Below are 22,595 nucleotides of genomic sequence, written 5' to 3'. Positions count from 1 at the left end.
GGCTCCTTAAGCGAGGGCAGGTTGAGGGGCGGATGCCTTGAGTTGCAGCTCGCCCTTGAGGATTTCCTCGGCGAACATCTCGGCGGTGCGCGCAGCGGCGGCGGTCATGATGTCCAGGTTGCCGGCGTACTTGGGCAGGTAGTCGCCCAGGCCTTCGACCTCCATGAAAATCGATACCCGGTTGCCGTCGAACACCGGGCCGTTGACCAGCTTGTAACCCGGCACATACTGCTGCACCTGCTCGATCATGGTGGCGATGGCGAAGCTGATCGCGGCTTGATCCGGCTCGGTTTCAGTCAGGCAATGCACGGTATCGCGCATGATCAGCGGCGGCTCGGCGGGGTTGACGATAATGATCGCCTTGCCCTTTTTCGCCCCGCCTACCTGTTCGATGGCACTGGCCGTAGTGCGGGTGAATTCGTCGATGTTTTTGCGCGTGCCCGGGCCCACCGATTTGGACGCGGCAGTGGCGACGATTTCGGCGTAAGCCACCGGCTGTACGCTGGACACGGCCGCCACCAGCGGAATGGTCGCCTGGCCGCCGCAGGTGACCATATTGACGTTCATCGCGCCGCGCTTGAGGTTGGCCTTGAGGTTGACCGGCGGTACGCAATACGGGCCGATGGCGGCGGGCGTCAGGTCGATCATCAGCACGCCCAGCTCGTTGAGTTTGCGGCTGTTTTCAGCATGCACATAAGCCGAGGTGGCATCGAAGGCGATCTGGATATTGTCTGCCAGCACATGGGGCAACAGGCCGTCGACCCCGTCACTGGTGGTCTTGAGGCCCATCTCGCGGGCGCGGCTCAGGCCTTCGGAGGTGGCGTCGATGCCCACCATCCACACCGGTTCCAGCACCTCGCTGCGCAGCAGTTTGTAGAGCAGGTCGGTGCCGATATTGCCCGGCCCGATCAGGGCACATTTGATCTTTTTGCTCATGGGAAAGGTCTCGAACGGGAGTTAGGGCACAAAGCGCAGGCGGGCAGCGCCCAGGCCGCTGAGGGTCAGGCTGACCTCATCGCCGGGTTGCACCGGCACCAGCGGCGCCAGTGCGCCGGAAAGAATGATTTCGCCCTTGCGAAACGGAATGTCGAACTTGCCCAGGGTATTGGCCAGCCAGGCCACGGCCTCGCAGGGGTGGCCCTGTACTGCCGAGCCAAAGCCGTGACCGGCGGACTGGCCGTTTTTCAGCAGATGCAGCTCGACTTTGGCCAGGTCCAGTTCGCGTGGGTTGATGCGTTGCTCGCCCAGGGCGAACACTCCGCAGGAGGCGTTGTCGGCCACGGTGTCCTGAATGCGGATTTTCCAGTCGGCGATACGCGAGTCGACAATCTCGAAGCACGGCACCACCCATTGGCTGGCCGCCATCACGTCCTCGGCGGTGATGCCGGGGCCGTACAGGTCTTCGCCGAGGATAAAGGCGATCTCGCCTTCGGCCCGTGGCTGCACCAATTGGTGGGCGGCGAAGCTGACGTCGCTGTTGTCGGCGACCTGCATGCGGTCAGTCAAAAAACCGAAATCGGGCTGGTGTACATCGAGCATTTCCTGCACGGCGCGGCTGGTAACGCCGATTTTTTTGCCGACCACTTGCTCGCCCAAGGCCTGGCGGCGCTGCAAAAAGCGCAGGGAAATCCGGTAGGCAGTGTCCAGGCTCAAGTCCGGGTAGCGGGCGGTTAATGGCTGCAGGCTGCGGCGTTCACGCAGGGCGTGAAACAGCTCGTCGCCCAGGGCTTCAATCAACTGTGTGTCCATAAATTGGCTCTCTTAAACGCCAGAAAACGCTTTGTGGGAGCGGGCTTGCTCGCGATGCAGGCGGTGAGGTCTTTCAGGCAGACCGCGTTGATTCCATCGCGAGCAAGCCCGCTCCCACCGTTTTTGTGTCCGGTGGCTCAACCCGGCCAGACGCTCGATTCGGCGCCGCCGTCCACTTCCAGGATCTTGCCGGTAACCCAACGTGAAGCCGGGCTGGCCAGGTACAGTGCCGCAGCGGCGATGTCTTCCACTTCGCCCAGGCTTTGCAGCGGCGTGGCCTTGATCATGCCGTCGCGCATGGCCACCGGCAGCACGCCATTGAGGGCGGCCGTCAGCACCGGGCCAGGGGCTATGCCGTTGACCCGCACCTGCGGCGCAAAGTCCTGGGCGAGCAGGCGGGTCATATGGCTCAACGCAGCCTTGGCAGTGCCGTAGGCGCTGAACTGGGTTTGCGCATACCGTGCCGCGCCCGAGGTGATATTGATGATGTTGCCCTGGCCCGCCTCGCGCATGTGCGGCACGCACAGCTGGCTCAGGTGGTAGGCCGAGGACACGTTGAAACGCATGATTTCCTCAAAACGCTCCACGCTCAGGGTCAAGGGGTCATTGGGCCCGGCGCCGCCTGCGTTGTTCACCAGGTGAGTGATGCGGCCCATCTGCTCGCGGGCCTGGGTGACCAGAGCGCTGCGCTGTTCGCTGTCATTTACATCGCAGCTCAGGGCCAGGGCCCGGCGACCCAGGGCGCGTACTTCTTCAGCCACGGCTTCGACGTCGGCCAGGGTGCGGGCCGCCAGGACCACATCGGCGCCGGCTTCAGCGTAGGCCAGGGCGATGCCGCGGCCAATGCCGCGACCGCCGCCGGTGATCACGGCCACGCAGCCGCTGAGGTTGAAGCGTTGAATAATGTTCATAACGGGTCCTTTTTTATTGGCGGGGCGCCCACAGGTCAGGCAGGCCAGGATCACTGGCGGCAATCAGGCGCTTGAGCAGCACTTTAAGCGCCTGGGCATCACCGGGCCCCAGTTTGGCCGATACGTTTTCTTCCACCGCCTTGGCCAGCGCCAACTGTTGCAATGAAGCCTCACGGCCAGTGGCGGTCAGCACATAGCGCGGTTGTTGTTGGCTGCCCTCCAGGGCGACCAGATTCTGCTTTTCGAGAAAACGCATGCTTGCCACGCTGACCACATGCCCGGTGTAGCTGACGAACGTATTGATTTCGTTGAGGGTCAGGTTGTCGCGGATACACAGCACCGACAGGATAAAAAACGCATGCTCGTCCAGTTGCTGATTGCTCAGCAGGCGATGCAGGGCGTCGAGCAACTGGTAGTGGGCGCGGCCCAGCAGGTAGCCGAGCAGGTCTTCGGTGTAGCTGCACTCCGGCGGTGGCGGGGTGGTTGCCAGGCGCAGTTCGCTGCGCGGCTTGCGGGTGGCCAGGGCATATTGGCCGCTTTGGAACGCCAGCGGAGCGCGGTCGCTGTGATCGAAGGCAAGCACTTCACCGACAAAAATCACATGGTCGCCGCCTTCGTATTGAAAGGCGGTGCGGCACTGAAAACGGGCGGTACAGTCCTGCAACAGCGGCGCTTCGCTGATGCCGTTGTCGAGTTCGATCTCGGCAAACTTGTTCTCGCCCTGCATGGCAAAACGACCGGACAGCGGCTCCTGTTCGGTGGACAGCACATGCACGTTCCAGTGCTTGCCCGAACTGAACACCGGCAAACTGCGAGCGGACTTGGCCAGGCTCCACAGCACCAGCGGCGGGTTGAGCGATACCGAGTTGAAACTGTTGGCCGTAATGCCGATGGGCGAGCCGTCTTCGGCCTGGGTGGTAATGATCGTCACCCCGGTGGTGAACGTGCCCAGTGCGGTACGGAAGGCCTGCGGGTCAAAGCTGCTTTGCATTGCCATGACGAACCTCATGGATTGAATTTTCGTGCTGGCAGTATTCGCCTCGCAGCGGGGCACTACATCGTCTTAATGGACTAACGAATACAGCCGATTATCGTCCGATCGGACGAGGCAGCACGGGGCGCAGTTCGCTAGCGTCGGCTCATCGAACCCGTGTATCAGAGGACTTGCCCATGACGTTCAGCAGCACTGCCCCAGAACAGCTGTCCAGCCTGTTGGCGGCGCAGAAAAAAGCCTTTATTGCGGCCGGCCCTGTCAGTGCCGAACAGCGCCGCGAGCGGATTCAGCGGGTGATAGAGCTGCTGGTGCGTTTTCAGCAACCCTTGGTCGAGGCGATGGACGCCGATTTTGGCGGCAGGCCCCAGGGCTTTTCCTTGATGAATGATGTGCTGGGCTCACTGGCATCGCTCAAATACGCCCGCGACCATCTCGGCCATTGGCTCGAAGACGAGCCACGCCAGGTGTTCGCACCCTATGATCAGCTGGGCGCCAAGGCCTGGGTCATGCATCAGCCCAAAGGCTCCATCGGCATTCTGGGTACCTGGAATGCACCGTTGTTCACCTTGCTCAGCCCCTTGGCCTGCGTATTGGCGGCGGGCAACCGGGCGATCCTCAAGCCCTCGGAAGTGGTGCCGCGCACGGCGCAGGTGCTGGCCCAGGCGTTTGCCGAGTTGTTCGAGCCGCTGGAAGTCGCGGTGGTCAACGGTGATGCGCAGCTGGCGCAGGTGTTTACCGCGCAACCTTTCGACCATCTGGTCTTCACCGGCAGCACCGCCGTCGCGCGCTCGGTGATGCGCAATGCGGCCGAGAACCTGGTGCCCCTGACCCTGGAGCTGGGGGGCAAGTCCCCGGTGATCATTTCCCGCAGTGCCGACCTGGCCAAGGCGGCCTTCAGCATTGCCGTGGCCAAGGCCAACAACGGCGGGCAGATCTGTATCAACCCGGACGTGGTCTATGTGCCCCGTGAGCAACTGGAGGATTTTCTCGCTCTGCTGGGGGCGGCTTACAGCGAGCTGCTGCCCACTACGCAAGACAACCCGGACGTGGTGGCGGTGGTCAATGACCGGCACTTGCAGCGCATCGAAAGTTATGTGCAGGACGCCCGCGACCGGGGTGCCCGGGTCGAGCATTTCCCGCCAGTGCCGCTGGACACTGGCGCTTCACGTCGACGCCCCCTGCAAGTGGTGATCAAGCCGCCTCGCGACAGCCGCATCCTGCAGGAAGAAATCTTCGGCCCGGCGCTGGTGCTACTGCCTTATGAGCACCTCGAGCGGGCACTGGACGACATCCACTCGCGCGAGCGCCCGCTGGCGCTGTACTACTTCGGCCAGAGTGAAGAAGAGCAGCGCTACGTGCTGCAGCACACGATTTCCGGCGGGGTCAGCATCAACGACGTGATGATGCATGCGGCCTTGCACGATGCGCCGTTTGGCGGCATTGGCGCTTCGGGCATGGGCCATTACCACGGCCGTGAAGGCTTTCTGCAGTTCAGCCATATGCGCACCGTGTACAAGGCCCCGGCCCATGACCCACGCCGCGAATGGGGCTTGCTGCCGCCTTACGGCGAGCACTTCTTGCCCACCATGCAGGCGATGGTCACAGCCGACTGATCCCCCCCTGCTTTCTACTGTGGGAGCGGGCTTGCCCGCGATGCAGGTGGCGCGGTTTGTCAGCATGAGCCCGTGGATGCCATCGCGAGCAAGCCCGCTCCCACAGGTCAAGACAGATGGTTTTATAAAAACAATAACTGTTGTGGAGATTGACCTTGCCAAACCCTGCCGAAACACCTGAACAACCTGCCGGCTGGCCCCGTCGCCATGTGCTCAAGGCTGGCGCCCTGGCCGTGGGCGCGGGCCTGCTGGGACGGTTTGCCAATGCCGCCAGTGGCACCGCCATTTCACCCGCCGAGTATCTGGCAATGGATGCCACGGACATGGCCCGCGCCGTGCAAAAGGGTGAACTGAGCCCCGAGCACCTGCTGGCTGCGGCTATGGCCCGCTGTGATGCGGTCAACCCCAAGGTCAATGCCGTCAATATGCGCCACGACGATTATGCCCAGGCATTGCTCAAGGCCCGCAGTAGCGCTGGCGTGGCAAGCAGCGGCGCCCTGGCCGGGGTGCCGATCCTGATCAAGGACCTCAACACCTACCTGCAAGGCACCCCCACCAGCAACGGCTGCCGCCTGTACAAGGACGCGCCGCCAGCGCCTCACACCAGCACCCTGATTGCCCGTTATCAGGCGGCCGGTGCCGTACCGTTTGGCAAGACCACTTGCCCGGAATTCGGCCTGACCACCACCACCGAATCTTTGCTCTGGGGGCAGACCCGCAACCCGTGGAACCTGGGCAAAAGCGCCGGCGGCTCGTCCGGCGGTGCGGCTTCGGCGGTGGCCGCCGGTATTGTGCCGGTGGCCCATGCCACTGACGGCGGTGGTTCGATCCGTATCCCGGCGTCCTACTGCGGCCTGGTCGGGCTCAAGCCCACGCGCTACCGCACCCCCAGCGGCCCCGGCAAGTACGAAGGCTGGTTTGGGGCCAGCGTGGCCAATGTGGTGTCGCGCAACCTGCGCGACATGGCGCTGTTTATGGATGTGGGGCAGGGGCATGAGGCGGGCAGCCCGTACTGGGCCAAGCCACTGGTGCGCCCGTACGTTGAAGAGTTGCGTGCTGCTCCCGGTCGTTTGCGCATCGGCCTGGTGCGTGACTCGTTGACTGGCGCGCCATTGGACCCGGCCGTGGCCAGGGTATTGGACGACACCGCCCGGCGCCTGGCCGCCCAAGGCCATGAGGTACAAGAGCTGCGCCTGAATATCGACCCGCGCCAGCTGTTCGGAGCCCACGGTTCGGTGATTGGCGATGCCCTGCTGACCATGGTGCGCGACCGTGAACAGGTACTGGGCCGCAGTGCTACGGCCGATGACTATGAGCGCATCACCCAGGTGGTGCTGGGCAATGCGCAAAAGGTCACGGGGGAGGGCTTGTACCGGGCGCGCCAGTCGTTCGAAGGCATTGGCGGTTATATGGAAGATCAGTTCCAGACCTTTGATGTGATCCTGTCGCCGGTGACGGCCAATGTCACCCCCGATCTGGGCCTGCTGAGCCTCGATCAGCCGTGGGACAGCTACGCCCATAACGCGATGGGCAGCGCGGCCTTTACCGTGCTGGCCAATGTCAGCGGGCAGCCTGCATTGTCATTGCCGGTGGGCATGAGCGACAACGGCCTGCCCATTGGCATGATGTTTACGGCGCCACTGGGCGGTGAAGACGTGTTGCTGCGCCTGGGCGCGCAGATCGAGCAGGATCGGCCGTTTGCCAAGTTGCCGGTGGTTTAAACGCGCCCTCAGCCTGACCCTCTTCCGCAGGGAGAGGGCCAACCTCACCGCGATCTGACGACTAGTCCGCTTTGACGATGATCGCCAACCCCGCTGGCGGGATTATTCGTCACACACCGCCCGCGCATTCGCGCAGCGAGAGACTGACGGAGAACACACGGATGGATCAGATACGAGAGAAAAGTCCGATTGAGCTTGAGCTGCTGCAACGTGCGCGTGATCTGATCCCCGCACTCAAAAGCCGTTCAGCCCAGGCGGACAAGGATTGCAAGCTGCCCGACGAAACCATTCGTGACATGCAGGAAGCGGGTTTGTTTCGCGCCCTGCAACCGAAAATGTGGGGCGGTCATGAAGTCGATCTGCGCACCTTTTTCGAGATTCAAATGACCTTGGCCGAAGGCTGCATGTCCACTGCCTGGGTCTTCGGCGTGGTCGGCGTACACCCGTGGCAGCTGGCTCGCTACCCGGTTGAGGCCCAGCGCGATGTGTGGGGCGAGGACAGCTCGGTGCTGGTGGCCTCCACCTATATGCCGGTGGCCAAGGTCACCCCGGTCAAGGGTGGCTATCAGGTCAGCGGGCGCTGGGGGTTCTCCAGTGGCAGCCAGCATGCCCAATGGTGCCTGCTCGGCGGCATTGTGCCGCAAGACGAAACCGGTCCCACCGAACACGGCACTTTCCTGATCCCGGCCAGCGACTACCGCATTGAACAGAACTGGGACGTGTTGGGCCTGCGCGGCAGTGGCAGCCACGATATCGTCGTCGAAGACGCCTTTGTCCCGGCCCATCGTGTGCAGCGCACCAACAACTACAGCATCGAAGCCACACCGGGGCGGTTGGTCAACACTAATCCGATGTACGCCATCCCGTTTGCCCAGGTGTTTGCCCGCGCCGTCTCGACATCGGCTCTGGGCGCCCTGCAAGGCGCCATCAATGAATTCCGTGACAACGCGGCCAAGCATATCGGCAAGCACGGTGCCAAAACCGCCGAAGACCCTGCGGCACAGGCCGCCGTGGCCGAAGCCATCATCACCGTCGACTCGCTCAAGCTGGTGCTGATGCGCAACTACGCCAACCTGATGGCGCTGGCCGCCGCCGGGGAATACCCGGATGTGGAGACCCGCTTGCTGTACCGCTACCAGTCCTCTCATGTGACCAATGTGTGTGCCGACCGGGTCAGTGACCTGCTGCGCTGCATGGCCGCCTCTGGCCTGTACCACACCAACCCGGTGGCGCGGTTCTTCCGCGACCTGCATCAGGCCCGCGGGCATATCGCCAATAACGAGGCGGCCTACCGTCGCAGTTACGGCTTGGTGCAACTGGGCCTGCCCAACGCAGACCCGTTTGTTTGACCTGATCCACCTTCAAACCTCTGACCTCAGCGCAAGGCATAACAATAATGACGGCTCACGATCAGTCTCAGTCCAGCTATGACGTAATTGTTGTCGGCTCCGGTGCCGGCGCCATGACCTCGGCCCTGTTTGCGGCTGATCAGGGCCTGTCGGTTCTGATTGTCGAAAAAAGCGATAAATACGGCGGTACCTCGGCCATTTCCGGCGGCGGTATCTGGATCCCCAACAACCATTACTTCGCCGCAATCGGCGGCCAGGACAGCCCAGAACTGTCCATGCAGTACCTCAAGGCTACAACCGGTGAACACGGTGACCCGCAGCGCCTGCAGGCGTATCTGGACAACGCCGCGCCGATGATCAAAAAGCTCACAGCCAGCAGCCATGTGCGCTATGCCGTGGCGGCCAAATACCCCGATTACTACCCGCAATTGCCCGGTGCCTTGCCTGGCGGTCGCACGCTGGACCCGGAGCTGTTCGACACCAGCCTGCTGGCCGAAGAACTGCCCAACCTGCGCAAGCCTTCACCCTCCACCCTGTTGATGGGGCGCATTGCCTGGACCGCCCGCGACGCGCACAAGGCGATGGCGCGCAGTTTTGGCTGGCAATGGCTGATTTTCAAGTTGATGGCGCGCTACAAACTCGATTTCAAATGGCGGCGCAAAAGCAAATACGACCGCCGCGCCGCGTTGGGCAGCTCGCTGGTGGCGTCGTTGCGGCGTTCGCTGATGGACCGCAACGTGCCGCTGTGGCTCAACACCGACTTTCAGGATGTGCTGCTCGACGGTGACCGGGTGTGCGGGATCAAGGTTTCTACCGGCGGCAAGGTGCTGGAACTCAAGGCCCGGCGCGCAGTGATTTTCGGCTCCGGCGGTTTTGAGCAAAACCAGACCCTGCGTGAGAAGTACCTGCCGCAACCCACCCGCGCCAGCTGGAGTGCCACGCCACCGGGCAACAATACCGGGGCAGCGCTTGAGGCCGGCATGCACATTGGCGCCGCCACCGCGCTGATGGACTGGGCCTGGTGGGCACCGACCATCGCCGTGCCCGGTGAAGAAAAACCGCGTGGTGTGTTTGCCGAGCGGGCGTTCCCGGGGGCCATCGTGGTCAACAGCCTGGGCCGTCGCTTTGTCAACGAGGCCGCGCCGTACCTGGAATTTGTCGATGCCATGTACCAGGACAACCAGAAAACCGATGGCCGCTCGGTACCGTCGTGGGTGATCTTCGACGGCCACTTCCGGCATACCTACGCGATGGGCCCGTTGATGCCGGCCCAGGTGGTTCCCGACAGCCGTCTGCGCAAGGAATGGCTCAACACGGTGTACTGGAAGGCCGATAGCCTGGAGGCGCTGGCCATGCAGATCGGCGTCGATGCCCAGGGGCTGGCCAACACCGTGCAAAAGGTCAACGGCTACGCGCAAAGCGGTATCGATCTGGACTTTGAGCGCGGCGCCAATGTGTTCGACCGTTACTACGGCGACAGCAATGTCAAACCCAACCCGTGCCTGGCACCGTTGCGCAAAGGCCCGTATTACGCCATGCGCCTGGATGCCGGTGATATCGGCACCAAGGGCGGGCTGTTGACCAACCGTCATGCTCAGGTGGTACGCGAAGACGGTCAGCCGATCCCCGGCCTTTATGCCATCGGCAACTGCTCGGCGTCGGTGATGGGCACCAGTTACCCCGGTGCCGGTGGCACCCTGGGCCCGGCCATGACCTTCGGCTATATCGCCGCCAACCATATCGCCAGTGCTGTGTCGGCACCGGCCAGTGCCAAGGTGCGGGTGCTGTCATGAGCCGGAGCACAAAAGCCGCCAGCAACAGCAAGATCCTCGCGCCCCTGCACGCTGATCGCCTCAGCGCCCGGGACTGGCATGACACCTGCGATGTACTGGTGATCGGCTGGGGCGCGGCGGGGGCCTGCGCTGCGCTGGAGGCCAGCAGTACTGGTGCCCGGGTGATGGTTGCCGACCGCTTCATGGGCGGCGGTGCCAGTGCCAAGAGCGGAGGGGTGGTGTACGCAGGGGGCGGCACGCAGCACCAGCAAGCCGCAGGTTTCAGCGACAGCCCGCAAGCCATGTTTGATTACCTCAAGCATGAAACCCAGGGCGTGGTCAGCGATGCCACCCTGCACAAATTCTGCGATGACAGCGTCAGCAACCTGGCCTGGCTCGAAAGCCACGGCGCGCGTTATGCCCATAGCGTGCCGCCGGGAGGGAAGACCTCATACCCGTCCGATGGCTATTTCTTGTATTACTCGGGCAATGAACTGGTGCCGTCCCATGCCGGCTCCCAGGCACCCGCTCCCCGTGGCCATCGTACGGTGGGCAAGGGCCAGTGTGGCGCGGTGCTGTTCGGTCATTTAAAAGCCGCATGCCTGCGGGCCGGGGTGCAACCGTTGCTGCAGTCCGCGGCGCGGCGCCTGGTGGTGGATGACAGCGGCCGGGTGGTGGGTGCCGAATTCTGGAGCTTGCCGGCGGGCAGCCGCGAAGCCCTCTTGCATGAGCGCCTGGCGGCGCGGGCCGAGCGCCTGCAGAACTTCGCCCCCGGTTATTGCGACCGCCTGCGGCAAAAGCTCAGTGCGCTTGAGCGTGATCACGGCCAGCCGCTGCTGATCCGCGCCCGGCGCGGGGTGGTGCTGAGTACCGGTGGCTTTATCTTCAATCGCGGGTTGATTCGCGATCATGCGCCCAATTTTCGGCGCAACTTCAAGGTGGGTGCCACCGGCTGCGACGGCAGCGGTTTGCTGCTGGGGCAATCGGTGGGGGCCAGAAGCGAGCGGCTGAGCCGGGTGTCGGCCTGGCGCTTTATCAACCCGCCGCACTGTTGGCCCAAGGGGATTGTGGTCAACAGCAACGGCCAGCGCTTTTGTAACGAAGAAGTGTATGGCGCCACCCTGGGCCAGCCACTGTGCGATGAGCAGGGGGGCCAGGCCTGGCTGGTGCTGGATGCGCGTCTGCGCAAACAGGCGATCCGCCAGGCGCTGTTTGGCGGCTACTGGTGGTTCCAGGCGTTGCCGGCACTGGCCTTGATGCTGCTCAAGGTACGCAAGGGCGACAACCCGGACAAATTGGCCAATGTGTGTGGCATGCAGGCGGGTGAATTGAGTGCTGCACTGCGCGCTTATAACGCCGCCGCGCGAGGTGATGCCCCGGATGCCTTTGGCAAGTCTGAAGGCAGCCGCCAGGTGCTGGACAAGGGGCCGTTCTATGCCTGCGATATCAGCGTCGGCAACCCGATCTTTCCGCTGGGGGCGCTGACCCTGGGCGGGCTCAAGGTCGATGAAAACAACGGCGCGGTGCTCGATAACGATGGCCAGCCGATTGCCGGCCTGTTCAGTGCCGGGCGCACCGCCATTGGCGTGGCGTCGCACCTGTATATCAGCGGGCTGTCGTTGGCCGATTGTGTGTTTTCGGGACGTCGCGCGGGCCTGGCGGCCAGCACTGCCAATGCTCAGAGAGAGACCCTTGAAACGGTTTGAGAAAGTGTTGCAAACCTGCTCCCACAGAGTCGGCATCCTCAATAAAAGGACAAAAACATGAGCGCACGTGTTGCAGGCAAGGTGGCGTTGATCACTGGCGGTGCCAGTGGCGTAGGCAGGGCCACGGCGCTGCTGCTGGCCCGTGAGGGCGCCCGGGTGGTGATCAGCGATATCGATGTGGCCGGCGGCCTGGCCCTGGCCGAAGAGATCGGCAGCCAGGCGCTGTTTGTCGAGCACGACGCGGGCAGCGAAGCAGACTGGGCGCGGGTCATTGAAACCGTGCGCAAACACCACGCACGGCTGGACATCCTGTTCAACAACGCCGGCATCCTGCTCAAGGGTGATATTGAAAATACCCCCTATAGTGAATGGCAACGGGTACAGCGCATCAATGCCGACAGTGTCTTCCTGGGTTGTCGCGCTGCCATAAGCCTGATGAAAGAAGGTGAGGGCGGCTCCATCATCAACATGTCTTCGATTGCGGCCGTGGCCGGACGCGATGATTACGTTGCCTACAGCGCTTCCAAAGGCGCGGTTGCTGCCCTGTCACGCACCGTGGCGGTGTTGTGTCGCCGGCGCAAATACCGCATCCGCTGCAACTCCCTGCACCCTGACGGCATCCTTACGCCCATGACCACCGCCGGCCTGCCCGCTGGGCTCGACCCGTGGAGCCTGACCATCGATGCCGACCCGATGGGGCGCATGTGCCTGCCTGAAGATGTGGCCGCCAGCGTGTTGTTCCTGGCCAGTGACGAGTCCCGCGCCATCAGCGGTATCGAGCTGCGCATCGACAGCGGCCAGTTTGTGATGAGTATCTGATATGAACCAACCTGCGTACTTCTCCCTGCGCGTGGCGCAAATCGTTGCTGAAACAGCGGATTCCAGATCGCTGGTATTCGATGTTCCCCTGGCCTTGCGCGAACGCTTTGCCTATAAGCCCGGGCAATTTTTGACCCTGCGCGTGCCGTTTGACGGCGGCTGGTTACCGCGCTGCTATTCACTGTCGAGCACCCCGCTGCAAGACGAACCGTTGCGTGTGACCATCAAGCAAGTGCGCGACGGGCGCGCCTCCAACTGGCTGTGCACGCAGTTGAGCGAAGGCGATCAGCTGCAGGTGCTGGCACCGGCGGGGGTGTTCGTGCCCCGGCATTTTGATGATGATTTTGTCTTGTTTGGCGGGGGTAGCGGCGTCACGCCGGTGCTGTCGATCCTGCGCTCGGCGCTGATTGCCGGCACGGGCCGGATCCTGCTGATCTACGCCAACCGCGACGAGGCCTCGGTGATCTTCGCCGCTGAACTCAGGGCACTTGCAAGCGCCTACCCTGAGCGCCTGCAAGTGATCCACTGGCTGGACTCGGTACAAGGCATTCCGGCGATGGCGCAACTGGCCCACATGGCCCGCCCCTTTTTACACGCCCAGGCGTTTATCTGCGGCCCCGGGCCGTTTATGGACGCCGCCGTCAGCGCCTTGCACGACATCGGCATGGAGCACGGGCGCATTCATGTCGAGCGTTTTGTCTCGCTGCCCGAAGAAGGCAGCGTGGCGGCCCCGGCCCCGGTCAACACCGAAGTCATCGGCAGTCAGCTGTCGGTGCGCCTGGACGGTGAAGAATTTGAAGTGCCCTGCGCCGAGGGCGAAACCCTGCTTGGCGCCATGCAGCGCGCGGGCCTCAACCCGCCGAGTTCCTGCCTGGTGGGTTCCTGCGCCACCTGCATGTGTACGCTGGAGCGCGGCAGTGTCGAGATGCTGCGCAACGATGCCCTGGACTCACAAGAACTGAATGACGGCTGGGTGCTGGCATGCCAGTCAGTGCCCAGCAGCGAACACCTGCGTGTGTGCTTTCCCGAATAACTTGCCAGACGAGTGACCGATGACTTCCAGCCCGCAACAGAACCTGCCGCGCTCGATCCCGCAACTGCTGTTCAACGCCTCAAAGCAACATGCGGGGCGCACGGCCATCGAAGAGCACGGCGAGTGCATCGATTACAGCGACCTGCCGCGCCTGGCCCTGGCCGTGACCCGCAGCCTGATGGCCCAAGGCATTGGCAAGGGCGACCGGGTGGCGATCTGGGCACCCAACGGGCGCGACTGGATCATCGCCGCACTGGGCATCCATTGTGCGGGCGCCGTGATGGTGCCGATCAACACCCGCATGAAAGGCGGCGAAGCGGCCGATATCCTGCAGCGCAGCGCCAGCCGTTTGCTGTTTGTGCAGCCGATGTTTTTGGGCACCGACTACCTGGCCTTGCTGGCACCGTATCGCCCGGCCAGCCTGGAGTGCCTGGTGCTGCTGGGTGAAGCCCCGTCGGCCAGCGCCAAGGGGCTGGACTGGGACGGCTTCTTGTCCTTGGGCGCGGCCACCAGCGAAGCGGCAGCGCTCTTGCGTGCGGCCAGTGTCAGCGGTGAAGACCTCAGCGATTTGCTGTTCACCTCCGGCACCACTGGCAAGCCCAAAGGCGTGATGAGTGCCCACGGGCAAACTATCCGCGCCTTTGGCGAGTATGCGAAGGTGATTGGCTTGCAGGCCGGTGATCGATATCTGGTGATCAATCCGTTTTTTCATGCCTTTGGCTACAAGGCAGGCTGGCTGACGTGCCTGTTGGCGGGCGCGACGATCCTGCCGCACCCGGTGTTCGATGCCGAAGCGGTATTTCAGCGCATCGCCGCCGAGCGCATCAACGTGTTGCCGGGGCCGCCGACCCTGTACCTGTCGATGCTGGCCCATCCCAAGCTGGCCGAAACTGACCTGTCGAGCCTGCGCATTGCCGTCACCGGAGCGGCCACCATCCCGCCGATCCTGATTGAGCGCATGCGCCGCGAGCTGGGTTTTTCGGTGGTCACCACGGCCTATGGCCTGACCGAGTGTGGTGGCCTGGCAACCATCTGCGACCCCGGCGACAGCGCGACGGTGATAGCCGGCACCAGTGGCCGGGCGATCCCGGGCACCGAAGTGAGTATCCGTGACCCGCAGAACCGGGCTTTGCCGGCGGGCAGCACGGGGGAAATCTGCCTGCGCGGTTTTCATGTGATGCAGGGTTATTTTGAAGACCCGCAAGCCACCGCCGACACCATCGACAGTGAGGGGTGGCTGCATACCGGCGATATTGGCGCGCAGGACGCGGCGGGTAACCTGCGCATTACTGACCGGCTCAAGGACATGTTTATTGTCGGCGGGTTCAACTGCTACCCGGCGGAGATTGAAGCTGGCCTGATCGAGCACCCGGCCATTGCCCAGGTGGCGGTGATTGGCGTGCCCGATGAGCGCATGGGGGAGGTGGGCTGTGCCTGTGTGGTGTTGCGTCATGGCCGGCAGCTGGATGAAGCCGGGTTGATCCAGTGGGCGCGTGAGCACATGGCCAACTACAAGGTGCCGCGACTGGTGCGTTTCTACGTGTCACTGCCGGTGAATGCGGCGAACAAAGTGGCGAAGAATGAATTGCGGGCGGGGTGGCAATAGGGATCCTGCGCGAAGCTGCCGCCGCAGGGTTTAACTGTTGTCTTGCGTACATATCCGGCATTTGTGTCTAACTGAAATTATGGTTTCGCCTTTACGGCGAGTCACTTTTTCCAGACGCCGAAAAAGTAACCAAAAAGGCTTGCCCCTGGCGTCCGGCCGGCCTGTTTGGATACGGGATTGGCGAGCGACATATGTTCTCTGTGGGAGCCGGGCTTGCCCGCGATGCAGGCACCTCGTTCTACCTGGATGACCAAAGTGCTGCCATCGCGGGCAAGCCCGCTCCCACAGGGGGGTTGGTGTTGTTTGAGATTTTTGCTTTTGCTGTTGCCACTCGATTGTCCAGACGACGCGAATGCCCCTCACTCAGGGACTCGCCGTAACGGCGAAACCATAATTTCAGTTGGATAATAATGCTGGATATGTACTCAACTCAGCGGTTTTCCTGTAGTCGCTGAGGAGCGTAGCGAGGCTGCGTATCCTGAAGCAGTGCCGCGTGGGCGTTGATGCCAGGGTTGATGCTGAACAGAGTGGTTTCGAAGGGCAGGCGGGGTGAGTCGTTCCTGGATTCAGTGCAATACCTTCAGCCCGGCAAAAATCTACAGCATCCCCCGTTCAGTCCCCTCTCCCTAAGGGAGAGGGCCAGGGTGAGGGCGCTTTTGCTTTAAAAGGCTCAGTTACCCTCAAACCGCGCCGCACGTTTTTCGATAAACGCCTGCATCCCTTCCTTCTGATCCCGGGAGGCAAACAGCAACGCATTGGCCTTGCGCTCAAGGGCCAGGCCGGTCTCCAGCGGCCCGTCCACGCCCGCCAGTATCACTTCCTTGATTTGCTCGGCCGCCAATGGCGGCATGGCCGCGATCACTTGCGCCATCTCCAGGGCGTAAGCCTGCACCTGATCATCGTCCACCAGGTTGCTGACCAACCCGGCTACCCAGGCTTCTTCAGCGCTGATCGGCTGCCCGGTCAGGGCCATGCGCATGGCCTTGGCCTTGCCCACCGCCCGCACCAGGCGCTGGGTGCCGCCGATGCCCGGCATGATGCCGATGCGTATTTCAGGTTGGCAAAATTTAGCGCTGCGCCCGGCCACAATAATGTCCGCCAGCATGGCCAGCTCGCAGCCACCGCCGTAGGCGTAGCCGCACACCGCCGCGATCACCGGCTTGGGGCAATGCTGGATCGGCGCCCAGACCCGCTCGGTATGGCGCTGGTAAATATCGATGGGGCCAACACCCGCCATGCTGTTGATATCGCCACCTGCTGCAAACACCGTGTCACCGCCGGTTAGCAGAATGCAGCGCACTTCAGGGTCTGCCGCCAGTTGCGTGAAGTAGTGTGATAACAGCGCCTGCAATTCAAGGCTCAGGGCGTTGGTGGCCTGGGGTCGGTTAAGGCGCAGCAGGGCCACGCCCGGGGTCGGAAATTCAAGCAATACCGGCGCGGCAGATGGGTCTGACATGGGCTTCCTCATTAACGGGGGCTGTCACCACAGCGTGCGCTGGATTGTTGCGCCCGGCCGAGTGTGGTTCATCGTCCGTTCAGACGACGAGCAGCCCACCGATTGCCCCTAGAGTGGCTCCATCAGTAGAACAGGAGCACGTCATGGGCCAACTCTCAGGGCTGGACTACAGCGGTAAGGTGGTGCTGGTTACCGGCGGTACCAAAGGCATCGGTGCCGGTATTGCCTGCAGCTTTCTACAGGCCGGCGCGCAGGTCATCGTCTGTGCCAGGACAGCGCCTGAGGTGTTGCCTCACGCAGGTTGCGCACAGGCCGTGTTCATGGCCTGCGATGTGCGTGACGGGGATTCGCTCAAGGCGCTGTTCGACGGTATCCGCGCCGATTTTGGTCGCCTCGATGTGGTAGTCAACAATGCCGGTGGCAGCCCTGCGGCCGAAGCGGGCAGCGTATCGCCACGTTTTCATGAAGGCATCATCCGCCTCAATCTTATCGCCCCCCTCAATGTTGCCCAGCAGGCCAATGCCCTGATGCAGCAACAGGCCGAAGGTGGCTGCATCGTGTTTATCGGCAGCATCAGCGCCTTGCGGGCATCGCCCGGCACGGCGGCGTATGGCGCAGCCAAGGCCGGGGTGCTGGCCCTGGTGCAATCGCTGGCCGTGGAATGGGCGCCCAAAGTGCGGGTGGTCGCGGTCAGCCCGGGGCTGGTGCTTACCGAACAGGCACACCTGCATTACGGCGACGAACAGGGCATCGCCGCTGTCAGCGCCGGGATCCCGGCCGGGCGCATGGCGCTGCCCGAGGACATCGGCAACGCCTGCCTGTTTATCGCTTCGCCTTTGGCCGGTTATGCCAGCGGCTGCAATTTGTTGTTGCACGGTGGCGGCGAGCGCCCGGCGTTTCTCAGCGCCGCGCATTGACGACCTTCAGCGGCGACCACCGGGTCGCTGCCCTTGACACGCAGGAGACGAACTTGGCTGATTCTCAATTGCTAACCGACGTGCGCGCCCTGGTGGGGCGTGAATATGGTCGCGTCTACGCCTGGGACGAAGTCAACGCCCCGATGATCCGCCAATGGTGCGAGATCATGGGTGTGGACAACCCGCTCTACAGCGACCCGGCGGTTGCCGCCAGCAGCATCCACGACGGCCTGGTGGCACCGCCTGCAATGCTGCAGGTGTGGTGCATGGAAGGTTTTCACCAGAACAACTACGCCCCGGGTTCGACCCGCGAAAACCCCTATGAAGTGCTCAAGCTGATCGAGTCCTACGGTTACCCGTCGGTGGTTGCAGTCAACTCCGAGCTGACCTTCGAGCGCAATCTGCGCCCGGGTGAAAAGCTCTACTACACCACCCGGCTGGAGTCGGTGGGGGATGAGAAAACCACCGGCCTGGGCACCGGTTTTTTCGTCACCCTGGTGATGGATTACTTCGTTGAACACAAAGCGGGTGACGAGGCCGTGGGCCAGTTGCTGTTTCGCGTGTTCAAGTTTCGCCCGGCCAACAATCACGCCGTTGCAGCGGCGCCGGCCAAGGCCGAAGCCCCGCCTGCGGCCAAGCGCCCCAAGCCGGGCATGAGCGATGACACGCGGTTTTTCTGGGAAGGTTGCGACGCGGGCAAGTTGCTGATCCAGCGCTGCAGCCAATGCCAGACCCTGCGCCATCCTCCGGCGCCGGTGTGCATCGAATGCCACTCCTTCGACTGGGACAGCGTGCAGGCCAGCGGCCGCGCCAGCCTGTATTCGTTCGTGATCATGCATTACCCCGAAGTTGCACCGTTCGACCACCCCAACCCGATCGGCCTGATCGAGCTTGAGGAAGGTGTGCGGCTGGTGGTCGGTCTGGCGGGGGCAACGCGTGACGAGTTACGCATCGGTCAGCCCTTGCAACTGGAGTTTCACACCTTTGACGGCGAGCTGACGTTGCCAATGTTCCGGCCTGTGGCCGAGTAAGGGAGCCAGCATGGATTTCGAATTTACCGAAGACCAGCGCGCCATCGCAGAAATGGCCGGCAGTGTGTTTGCCGACTATTGCACCGATGACCGTTTGCGCCAGTTCGACACCTGCGAACAGGCCTATATGCAGCCCCTGTGGCAGCTGTGCGTGGAAACCGGGCTGCAAGCCCTGGCCATCCCGGAAGCTCAGGGGGGCAGCGGGCTGGGCATGACCGAGCTGATGCTGGTGTTGCAGGCGCAGGGCGGGGCCCTGGGGCAAGTGCCGTTGTGGCGTCACCAGTTGGCAGCCGCGACCCTGGCGCAGTTTGCCCAGGCCTCTTTGTCGTCGTGGGCCGTCGAAGCCGCCGCGGGCAGGGCGCTGCTGACGCTTGACCTGAGCGGCTTGCATACCGCCCGGGGCATGCGCTTGCACGCTCGAGCGGCTGACGGTGGCTGGCGCATCGACGGTCAGGTGGGCGCATTGGCGCTGGCCGAGCAATCACAGGCGGCGTTGCTGCTGGTGAGTGTCGACGGTCAGCCGCGGCTGGCGCTGATCGAACTGGCCAACGCGGCGATCAAGCCTGTCGCCGGGCGCATGACCCACGGCGAAGCGATAGCCGACCTGCATATCGACGGCCTGCTGATTGGCGCCGAACACCTGCTCCCGGCCGCCGCCCTGGACTGGCTTGAACCGCGTGCCATCGCGGCATTGGCAGCGTTGCAACTGGGGGTGAGCAGCGAGCAGATCCGCCGCACTGTGGAGTACGTCACCGAGCGGCGCCAGTTCGAACGCAGCATCGGCAGTTTTCAGGCGGTGCAAATGAGCATGGCCAACGCCCATATCGCCCTCGAAGCCCTGCGCAGCACCTTGTGGCAGCTGTGCTACCGCCTCGACGCCGGGCTGCCGGCACCGAGCGAAGCCCTGGCCACGGCCTGGCAAGCCTGCGAAGCCGGGCACCTGATCGGGCACAACGCCCAGCATGTGCACGGCGGCATCGGCGTCGACCTGACCTACCCGATGCATCGCTTTCTCTACTGGAGCCGCGCCCTGGGCTGTGCCCTGGGTGGGTCGGCCGCATGCCTTGAACGCCTCGGCGACTGGCTGAGCCATAACGACAAGCTGGGATGGAAATATGACCTTGCAGAACACCAAGCGCTTTGACGACGTGCGCCCCGGCGAAACCCTGCCGGAACTGGCCATCCCGATCACCGTGGCATTGGTTACCGGCGGCGCGATTGCCACCCGTGACTACTTCCCCGGCCACCATGACCTCAATGCGGCCCAGGCCCTGGGATCGCCGCATATCTTTATGAACATCCTCACCACCAACGGCCTGGTGCAGCGTTATGTCGAAAGCTGGGCGGGGCCCGAGGCGCGTTTTACCGCGCTGAAAATCAAGCTCGGTGCGCCGAACTACCCCGGTGACAGCATGACCTTCAATGGCGCGGTAACCGGCCATGACGCGGCCACCCGCACGGTGGAAATCACCCTCAGCGGCAAAAATTCCATGGGCAACCACGTGACCGGTACGGTCGCGCTGGTTCTGCCCTGATCGCGGGAGACAACGCACATGACGCAATCGTCACTCTCGGGCCGCGCAGCCATTGTTGGCCTGGGCGCAACCGAATTCTCGAAAAACTCCGGGCGCACCGAGCTGCGCCTGGCGCTGGAAGCGACCCTGGCAGCCCTGCAGGACGCCGGTATCGACCCCAGCGAGGTCGAGGGTTTCAGCTCGTACTCGGTAGACAAGGTGCCGGAGTACGAAATCGCCCGCTTGCTGGGCTGCAAGGACGTCAAGTTCTTCTCCCAGGTTCCCCACGGAGGGGGAGCGGCCTGTGCGCCGATCATGCACGCGGCCATGGCCGTGGCCACCGGCGTGGCCAAAGTGGTGGTGGTGTACCGCGCCATGAACGAACGCTCCTGGTATCGCTTTGGCAGTGGCAGCTACGGCTTTGCGTCGACGCCGATCTTCGAGAACGTCAACTACGGCTGGTACATGCCCCACGGCCTGCACACCCCGGCCTCCTGGGTCGGGATGTTTGCCCAGCGCTACATGCACACCTACGGTGCCACCTCGCAAGACTTCGGTCGCGTGGCGGTCGCCGTGCGCGATTTTGCCGCCACCAACCCGGCGGCGTTTTTCTATGGCAAACCGATCACCCTCGAAGAACACCAGGCCTCGCGCTGGATCTGCGAGCCGCTGCACCTGCTCGATTGCTGCCAGGAATCCGATGGTGCGGTGGCGATGGTGATTACCTCGGCCGAGCGGGCCAAGGACCTGCGCCAGAAGCCGGTGATGATCAAGGCCGGCTCGCAGGGGATCACCTCTGGCCAGCAGATCATGACCTCCTTCTATCGCGATGACATTACCGGGCTGCCGGAGATGGGCGTGGTCGCCAAAGAGCTGTATCGCCAGTCGGGCCTTGGCCCTGATGCGCTGCAAACGGCAGTGATCTACGACCACTTCACCCCGTTCGTGCTGCCGCAACTTGAAGAATTCGGCCTGTGCGAGCGCGGCGAAGCCAAGGAGTTTATCCGTGCCGGGCACCATGCGCGTGGCGGCAAGTTCCCGATCAATACCCACGGCGGGCAATTGGGCGAGGCCTATATCCACGGTATGAACGGCGTGGCTGAAGCGGTGCGCCAGGTACGCGGCAGCGCGGTTAACCAGGTCGACCATGTAGAAAACGTATTGGTCACTGCCGGTACCGGCGTGCCTACCAGCGGCCTGATTTTGGGAGCAGCCTGAATGTACGTCGACCTCACGCCCGAACAACACGCCCTGCGCCTGAAGGTGCGGGACTACTTCCAGAACCTGATGACCCCGCAGCTGCGTGAGCAATTGCGCGGCAAAGAGGGTGGCGAACTGTACCGCGACACCATCCGCCAGATGGGGCGCGACGGCTGGTTGGCCGTGGGTTGGCCCAAGGAACACGGCGGCCAGGGCTACGGCCCTACCGAGCAGTTCATCTTTTTTGAAGAGGCCAATATTGCCGGTGCGCCGTTGCCGTTCGTGACCATCAGCACGGTGGGGCCAGCGTTGATGGCCCACGGCACCGAACTGCAAAAGGCCAGGTTCTTGCCGGGTATCGCTGCGGGGGAAATCATCTTCGCCATCGGCTACTCCGAGCCGGATGCCGGCAGTGACCTGGCGGTGCTCAAGACCGCAGCACGGCTCGAGGGTGACACGTTTGTGGTCAACGGCGCCAAGCTCTGGACCTCGGGCGCGGAGTCGGCGGATTACATCTGGCTGGCGGCGCGTACCGACCCCGAACGGCCAAGGCACAAAGGGGTGTCGATCCTGATTCTCGATACGCAGGCCGAGGGTTTCTCGGCCACGGTCATCCCCACCACCAGCAACCCGACGACGGCCACCTTTTACGACAACGTACGGGTACCCAAAGACATGCTGGTAGGCGAGCTGAACGGTGGCTGGAAGCTGATCACCGCGCAGCTCAACCATGAACGGCTGGGCCTGGGGGCCTGGTCGGACAAGGTCGTGGGGCTGTTTGGCCGGGTGCTGGCGTGGGCCAGGGCGGCGGATGAAAACGGCGTGCGGGCGACAGACAAGGCCTGGGTGCGTGCAGGGCTGGCCCAGTGTTATGCCCGGCTGGAGGCTATGCGCCTGATCAACCTGCGCATTGCTGCCGACCTTGAGCGCGAGCGCATGGACGTGGCACTGGCCTCGACCACCAAAGTCTACGGCTCGGAATCGGGGATCGAAATCTTGCGCACGCTGAGCAATATCGTCGGTGCCAATGGTCTGGTGCGCAGTGGTTCTGCCGCGTCCCTGTTGCATGGCGACCTGGAGTACGAAGTGCGTGCTTCGGTGACCCTGACCTTCGGCGGTGGCACCAATGAAATCCAGCGCGAGCTGATCGCCCAGTTCGGTTTGGGCATGCCGCGTACCCAGCGTTGAAATTTGACAGCACTGA

At 63.2% G+C, this 22,595-nt stretch carries 19 protein-coding genes; 14 read left to right on the top strand and 5 right to left on the bottom strand.

The genetic code is table 11. The annotated features are described in order from the left end of the window. Positions 1 to 6: 6 nt before the first annotated feature. The 4 genes from BFC21_RS07680 to BFC21_RS07660 all read right to left on the bottom strand — a co-directional run bounded on the left by BFC21_RS07680 (position 7) and on the right by BFC21_RS07660 (position 3,657). On the bottom strand, positions 7 to 936 hold the full coding sequence (locus BFC21_RS07680; protein ID WP_088377625.1) for an acetaldehyde dehydrogenase (acetylating): 930 nt from the start codon (positions 934 to 936) through the stop codon (positions 7 to 9). A gap of 21 nt (positions 937 to 957) precedes the next feature. Then, positions 958 to 1,749, bottom strand: coding sequence for a fumarylacetoacetate hydrolase family protein (locus BFC21_RS07675; protein ID WP_088377624.1), 792 nt, complete (start codon positions 1,747 to 1,749; stop codon positions 958 to 960). A gap of 137 nt (positions 1,750 to 1,886) precedes the next feature. Next, positions 1,887 to 2,660, bottom strand: coding sequence for a glucose 1-dehydrogenase (locus tag BFC21_RS07665; RefSeq protein WP_016781272.1), 774 nt, complete (start codon positions 2,658 to 2,660; stop codon positions 1,887 to 1,889). Positions 2,661 to 2,673: 13 nt separating this feature from the next. Further along, positions 2,674 to 3,657: a flavin reductase family protein gene (locus BFC21_RS07660; RefSeq protein WP_016781271.1), complete on the bottom strand. Its 984-nt coding sequence runs from the start codon at positions 3,655 to 3,657 to the stop codon at positions 2,674 to 2,676. A gap of 173 nt (positions 3,658 to 3,830) precedes the next feature. Here BFC21_RS07660 and BFC21_RS07655 point away from each other — a divergent pair, with 173 nt between their 5' ends. The 8 genes from BFC21_RS07655 to BFC21_RS07620 all read left to right on the top strand — a co-directional run bounded on the left by BFC21_RS07655 (position 3,831) and on the right by BFC21_RS07620 (position 15,273). Continuing rightward, entirely contained in the window at positions 3,831 to 5,267 is a 1,437-nt protein-coding gene (locus tag BFC21_RS07655) for a coniferyl aldehyde dehydrogenase (protein WP_088377623.1), read from the top strand. Positions 5,268 to 5,422: 155 nt separating this feature from the next. Further along, positions 5,423 to 6,988 carry an amidase gene (locus tag BFC21_RS07650; protein WP_088377622.1) on the top strand — a complete coding sequence of 522 codons (1,566 nt, stop codon included), beginning with the start codon at positions 5,423 to 5,425 and terminating at the stop codon, positions 6,986 to 6,988. A 161-nt stretch (positions 6,989 to 7,149) separates the two neighbouring features. Then, entirely contained in the window at positions 7,150 to 8,337 is a 1,188-nt protein-coding gene (locus BFC21_RS07645; protein ID WP_086797540.1) for an acyl-CoA dehydrogenase family protein, read from the top strand. A 47-nt stretch (positions 8,338 to 8,384) separates the two neighbouring features. Next, entirely contained in the window at positions 8,385 to 10,130 is a 1,746-nt protein-coding gene (locus BFC21_RS07640; RefSeq protein WP_088377621.1) for an FAD-binding protein, read from the top strand. Next, positions 10,127 to 11,815, top strand: a complete 1,689-nt coding sequence (locus tag BFC21_RS07635; protein ID WP_088377620.1) for an FAD-binding protein — start codon at positions 10,127 to 10,129, stop codon at positions 11,813 to 11,815. The genes BFC21_RS07640 and BFC21_RS07635 overlap by 4 nt, the downstream gene beginning before the upstream one ends. A gap of 57 nt (positions 11,816 to 11,872) precedes the next feature. Continuing rightward, positions 11,873 to 12,634 (top strand): SDR family oxidoreductase, encoded by a 762-nt coding sequence (locus BFC21_RS07630; protein WP_088377619.1) that lies wholly within the window; start codon positions 11,873 to 11,875, stop codon positions 12,632 to 12,634. Position 12,635: 1 nt separating this feature from the next. Next, positions 12,636 to 13,667 (top strand): ferredoxin--NADP reductase, encoded by a 1,032-nt coding sequence (locus tag BFC21_RS07625; RefSeq protein WP_088377618.1) that lies wholly within the window; start codon positions 12,636 to 12,638, stop codon positions 13,665 to 13,667. Between the two features lie 19 nt (positions 13,668 to 13,686). Continuing rightward, positions 13,687 to 15,273, top strand: a complete 1,587-nt coding sequence (locus BFC21_RS07620) for a FadD3 family acyl-CoA ligase (protein ID WP_088377617.1) — start codon at positions 13,687 to 13,689, stop codon at positions 15,271 to 15,273. A gap of 670 nt (positions 15,274 to 15,943) precedes the next feature. Here BFC21_RS07620 and BFC21_RS07610 read toward each other — a convergent pair. Next, positions 15,944 to 16,729 carry an enoyl-CoA hydratase gene (locus BFC21_RS07610; protein ID WP_177342580.1) on the bottom strand — a complete coding sequence of 262 codons (786 nt, stop codon included), beginning with the start codon at positions 16,727 to 16,729 and terminating at the stop codon, positions 15,944 to 15,946. A gap of 143 nt (positions 16,730 to 16,872) precedes the next feature. Here BFC21_RS07610 and BFC21_RS07605 point away from each other — a divergent pair, with 143 nt between their 5' ends. Genes BFC21_RS07605 through BFC21_RS07580 form a run of 6 tightly spaced genes read left to right on the top strand, consistent with a single transcriptional unit; the run spans position 16,873 to position 22,579 of the window. Then, the gene (locus tag BFC21_RS07605; RefSeq protein WP_095003595.1) at positions 16,873 to 17,646 is read left to right on the top strand and encodes an SDR family oxidoreductase; all 774 of its coding nucleotides are present in this window, start codon (positions 16,873 to 16,875) and stop codon (positions 17,644 to 17,646) included. 53 nt (positions 17,647 to 17,699) lie between these two features. After that, the gene (locus BFC21_RS07600; protein ID WP_088377613.1) at positions 17,700 to 18,677 is read left to right on the top strand and encodes a bifunctional MaoC family dehydratase N-terminal/OB-fold nucleic acid binding domain-containing protein; all 978 of its coding nucleotides are present in this window, start codon (positions 17,700 to 17,702) and stop codon (positions 18,675 to 18,677) included. A 10-nt stretch (positions 18,678 to 18,687) separates the two neighbouring features. Continuing rightward, on the top strand, positions 18,688 to 19,821 hold the full coding sequence (locus BFC21_RS07595) for an acyl-CoA dehydrogenase family protein (protein ID WP_088377612.1): 1,134 nt from the start codon (positions 18,688 to 18,690) through the stop codon (positions 19,819 to 19,821). Then, a complete protein-coding gene (locus BFC21_RS07590; protein WP_088377611.1) occupies positions 19,793 to 20,212 on the top strand; it encodes a MaoC family dehydratase in 420 nt (139 codons plus the stop codon). Before BFC21_RS07595 ends, BFC21_RS07590 begins: the two co-directional genes overlap by 29 nt. Positions 20,213 to 20,230: 18 nt before the next feature. Continuing rightward, positions 20,231 to 21,409: a lipid-transfer protein gene (locus BFC21_RS07585; RefSeq protein ID WP_016781257.1), complete on the top strand. Its 1,179-nt coding sequence runs from the start codon at positions 20,231 to 20,233 to the stop codon at positions 21,407 to 21,409. Beyond that, positions 21,410 to 22,579, top strand: coding sequence for an acyl-CoA dehydrogenase family protein (locus tag BFC21_RS07580; RefSeq protein ID WP_083369548.1), 1,170 nt, complete (start codon positions 21,410 to 21,412; stop codon positions 22,577 to 22,579). Positions 22,580 to 22,595 lie beyond the last annotated feature (16 nt).

The organism is Pseudomonas sp. TMW 2.1634, assembly GCF_001703595.1.
Lineage (GTDB): Bacteria > Pseudomonadota > Gammaproteobacteria > Pseudomonadales > Pseudomonadaceae > Aquipseudomonas > Aquipseudomonas fragi.
This window is presented reverse-complemented; position numbering and strand designations above follow the sequence as displayed.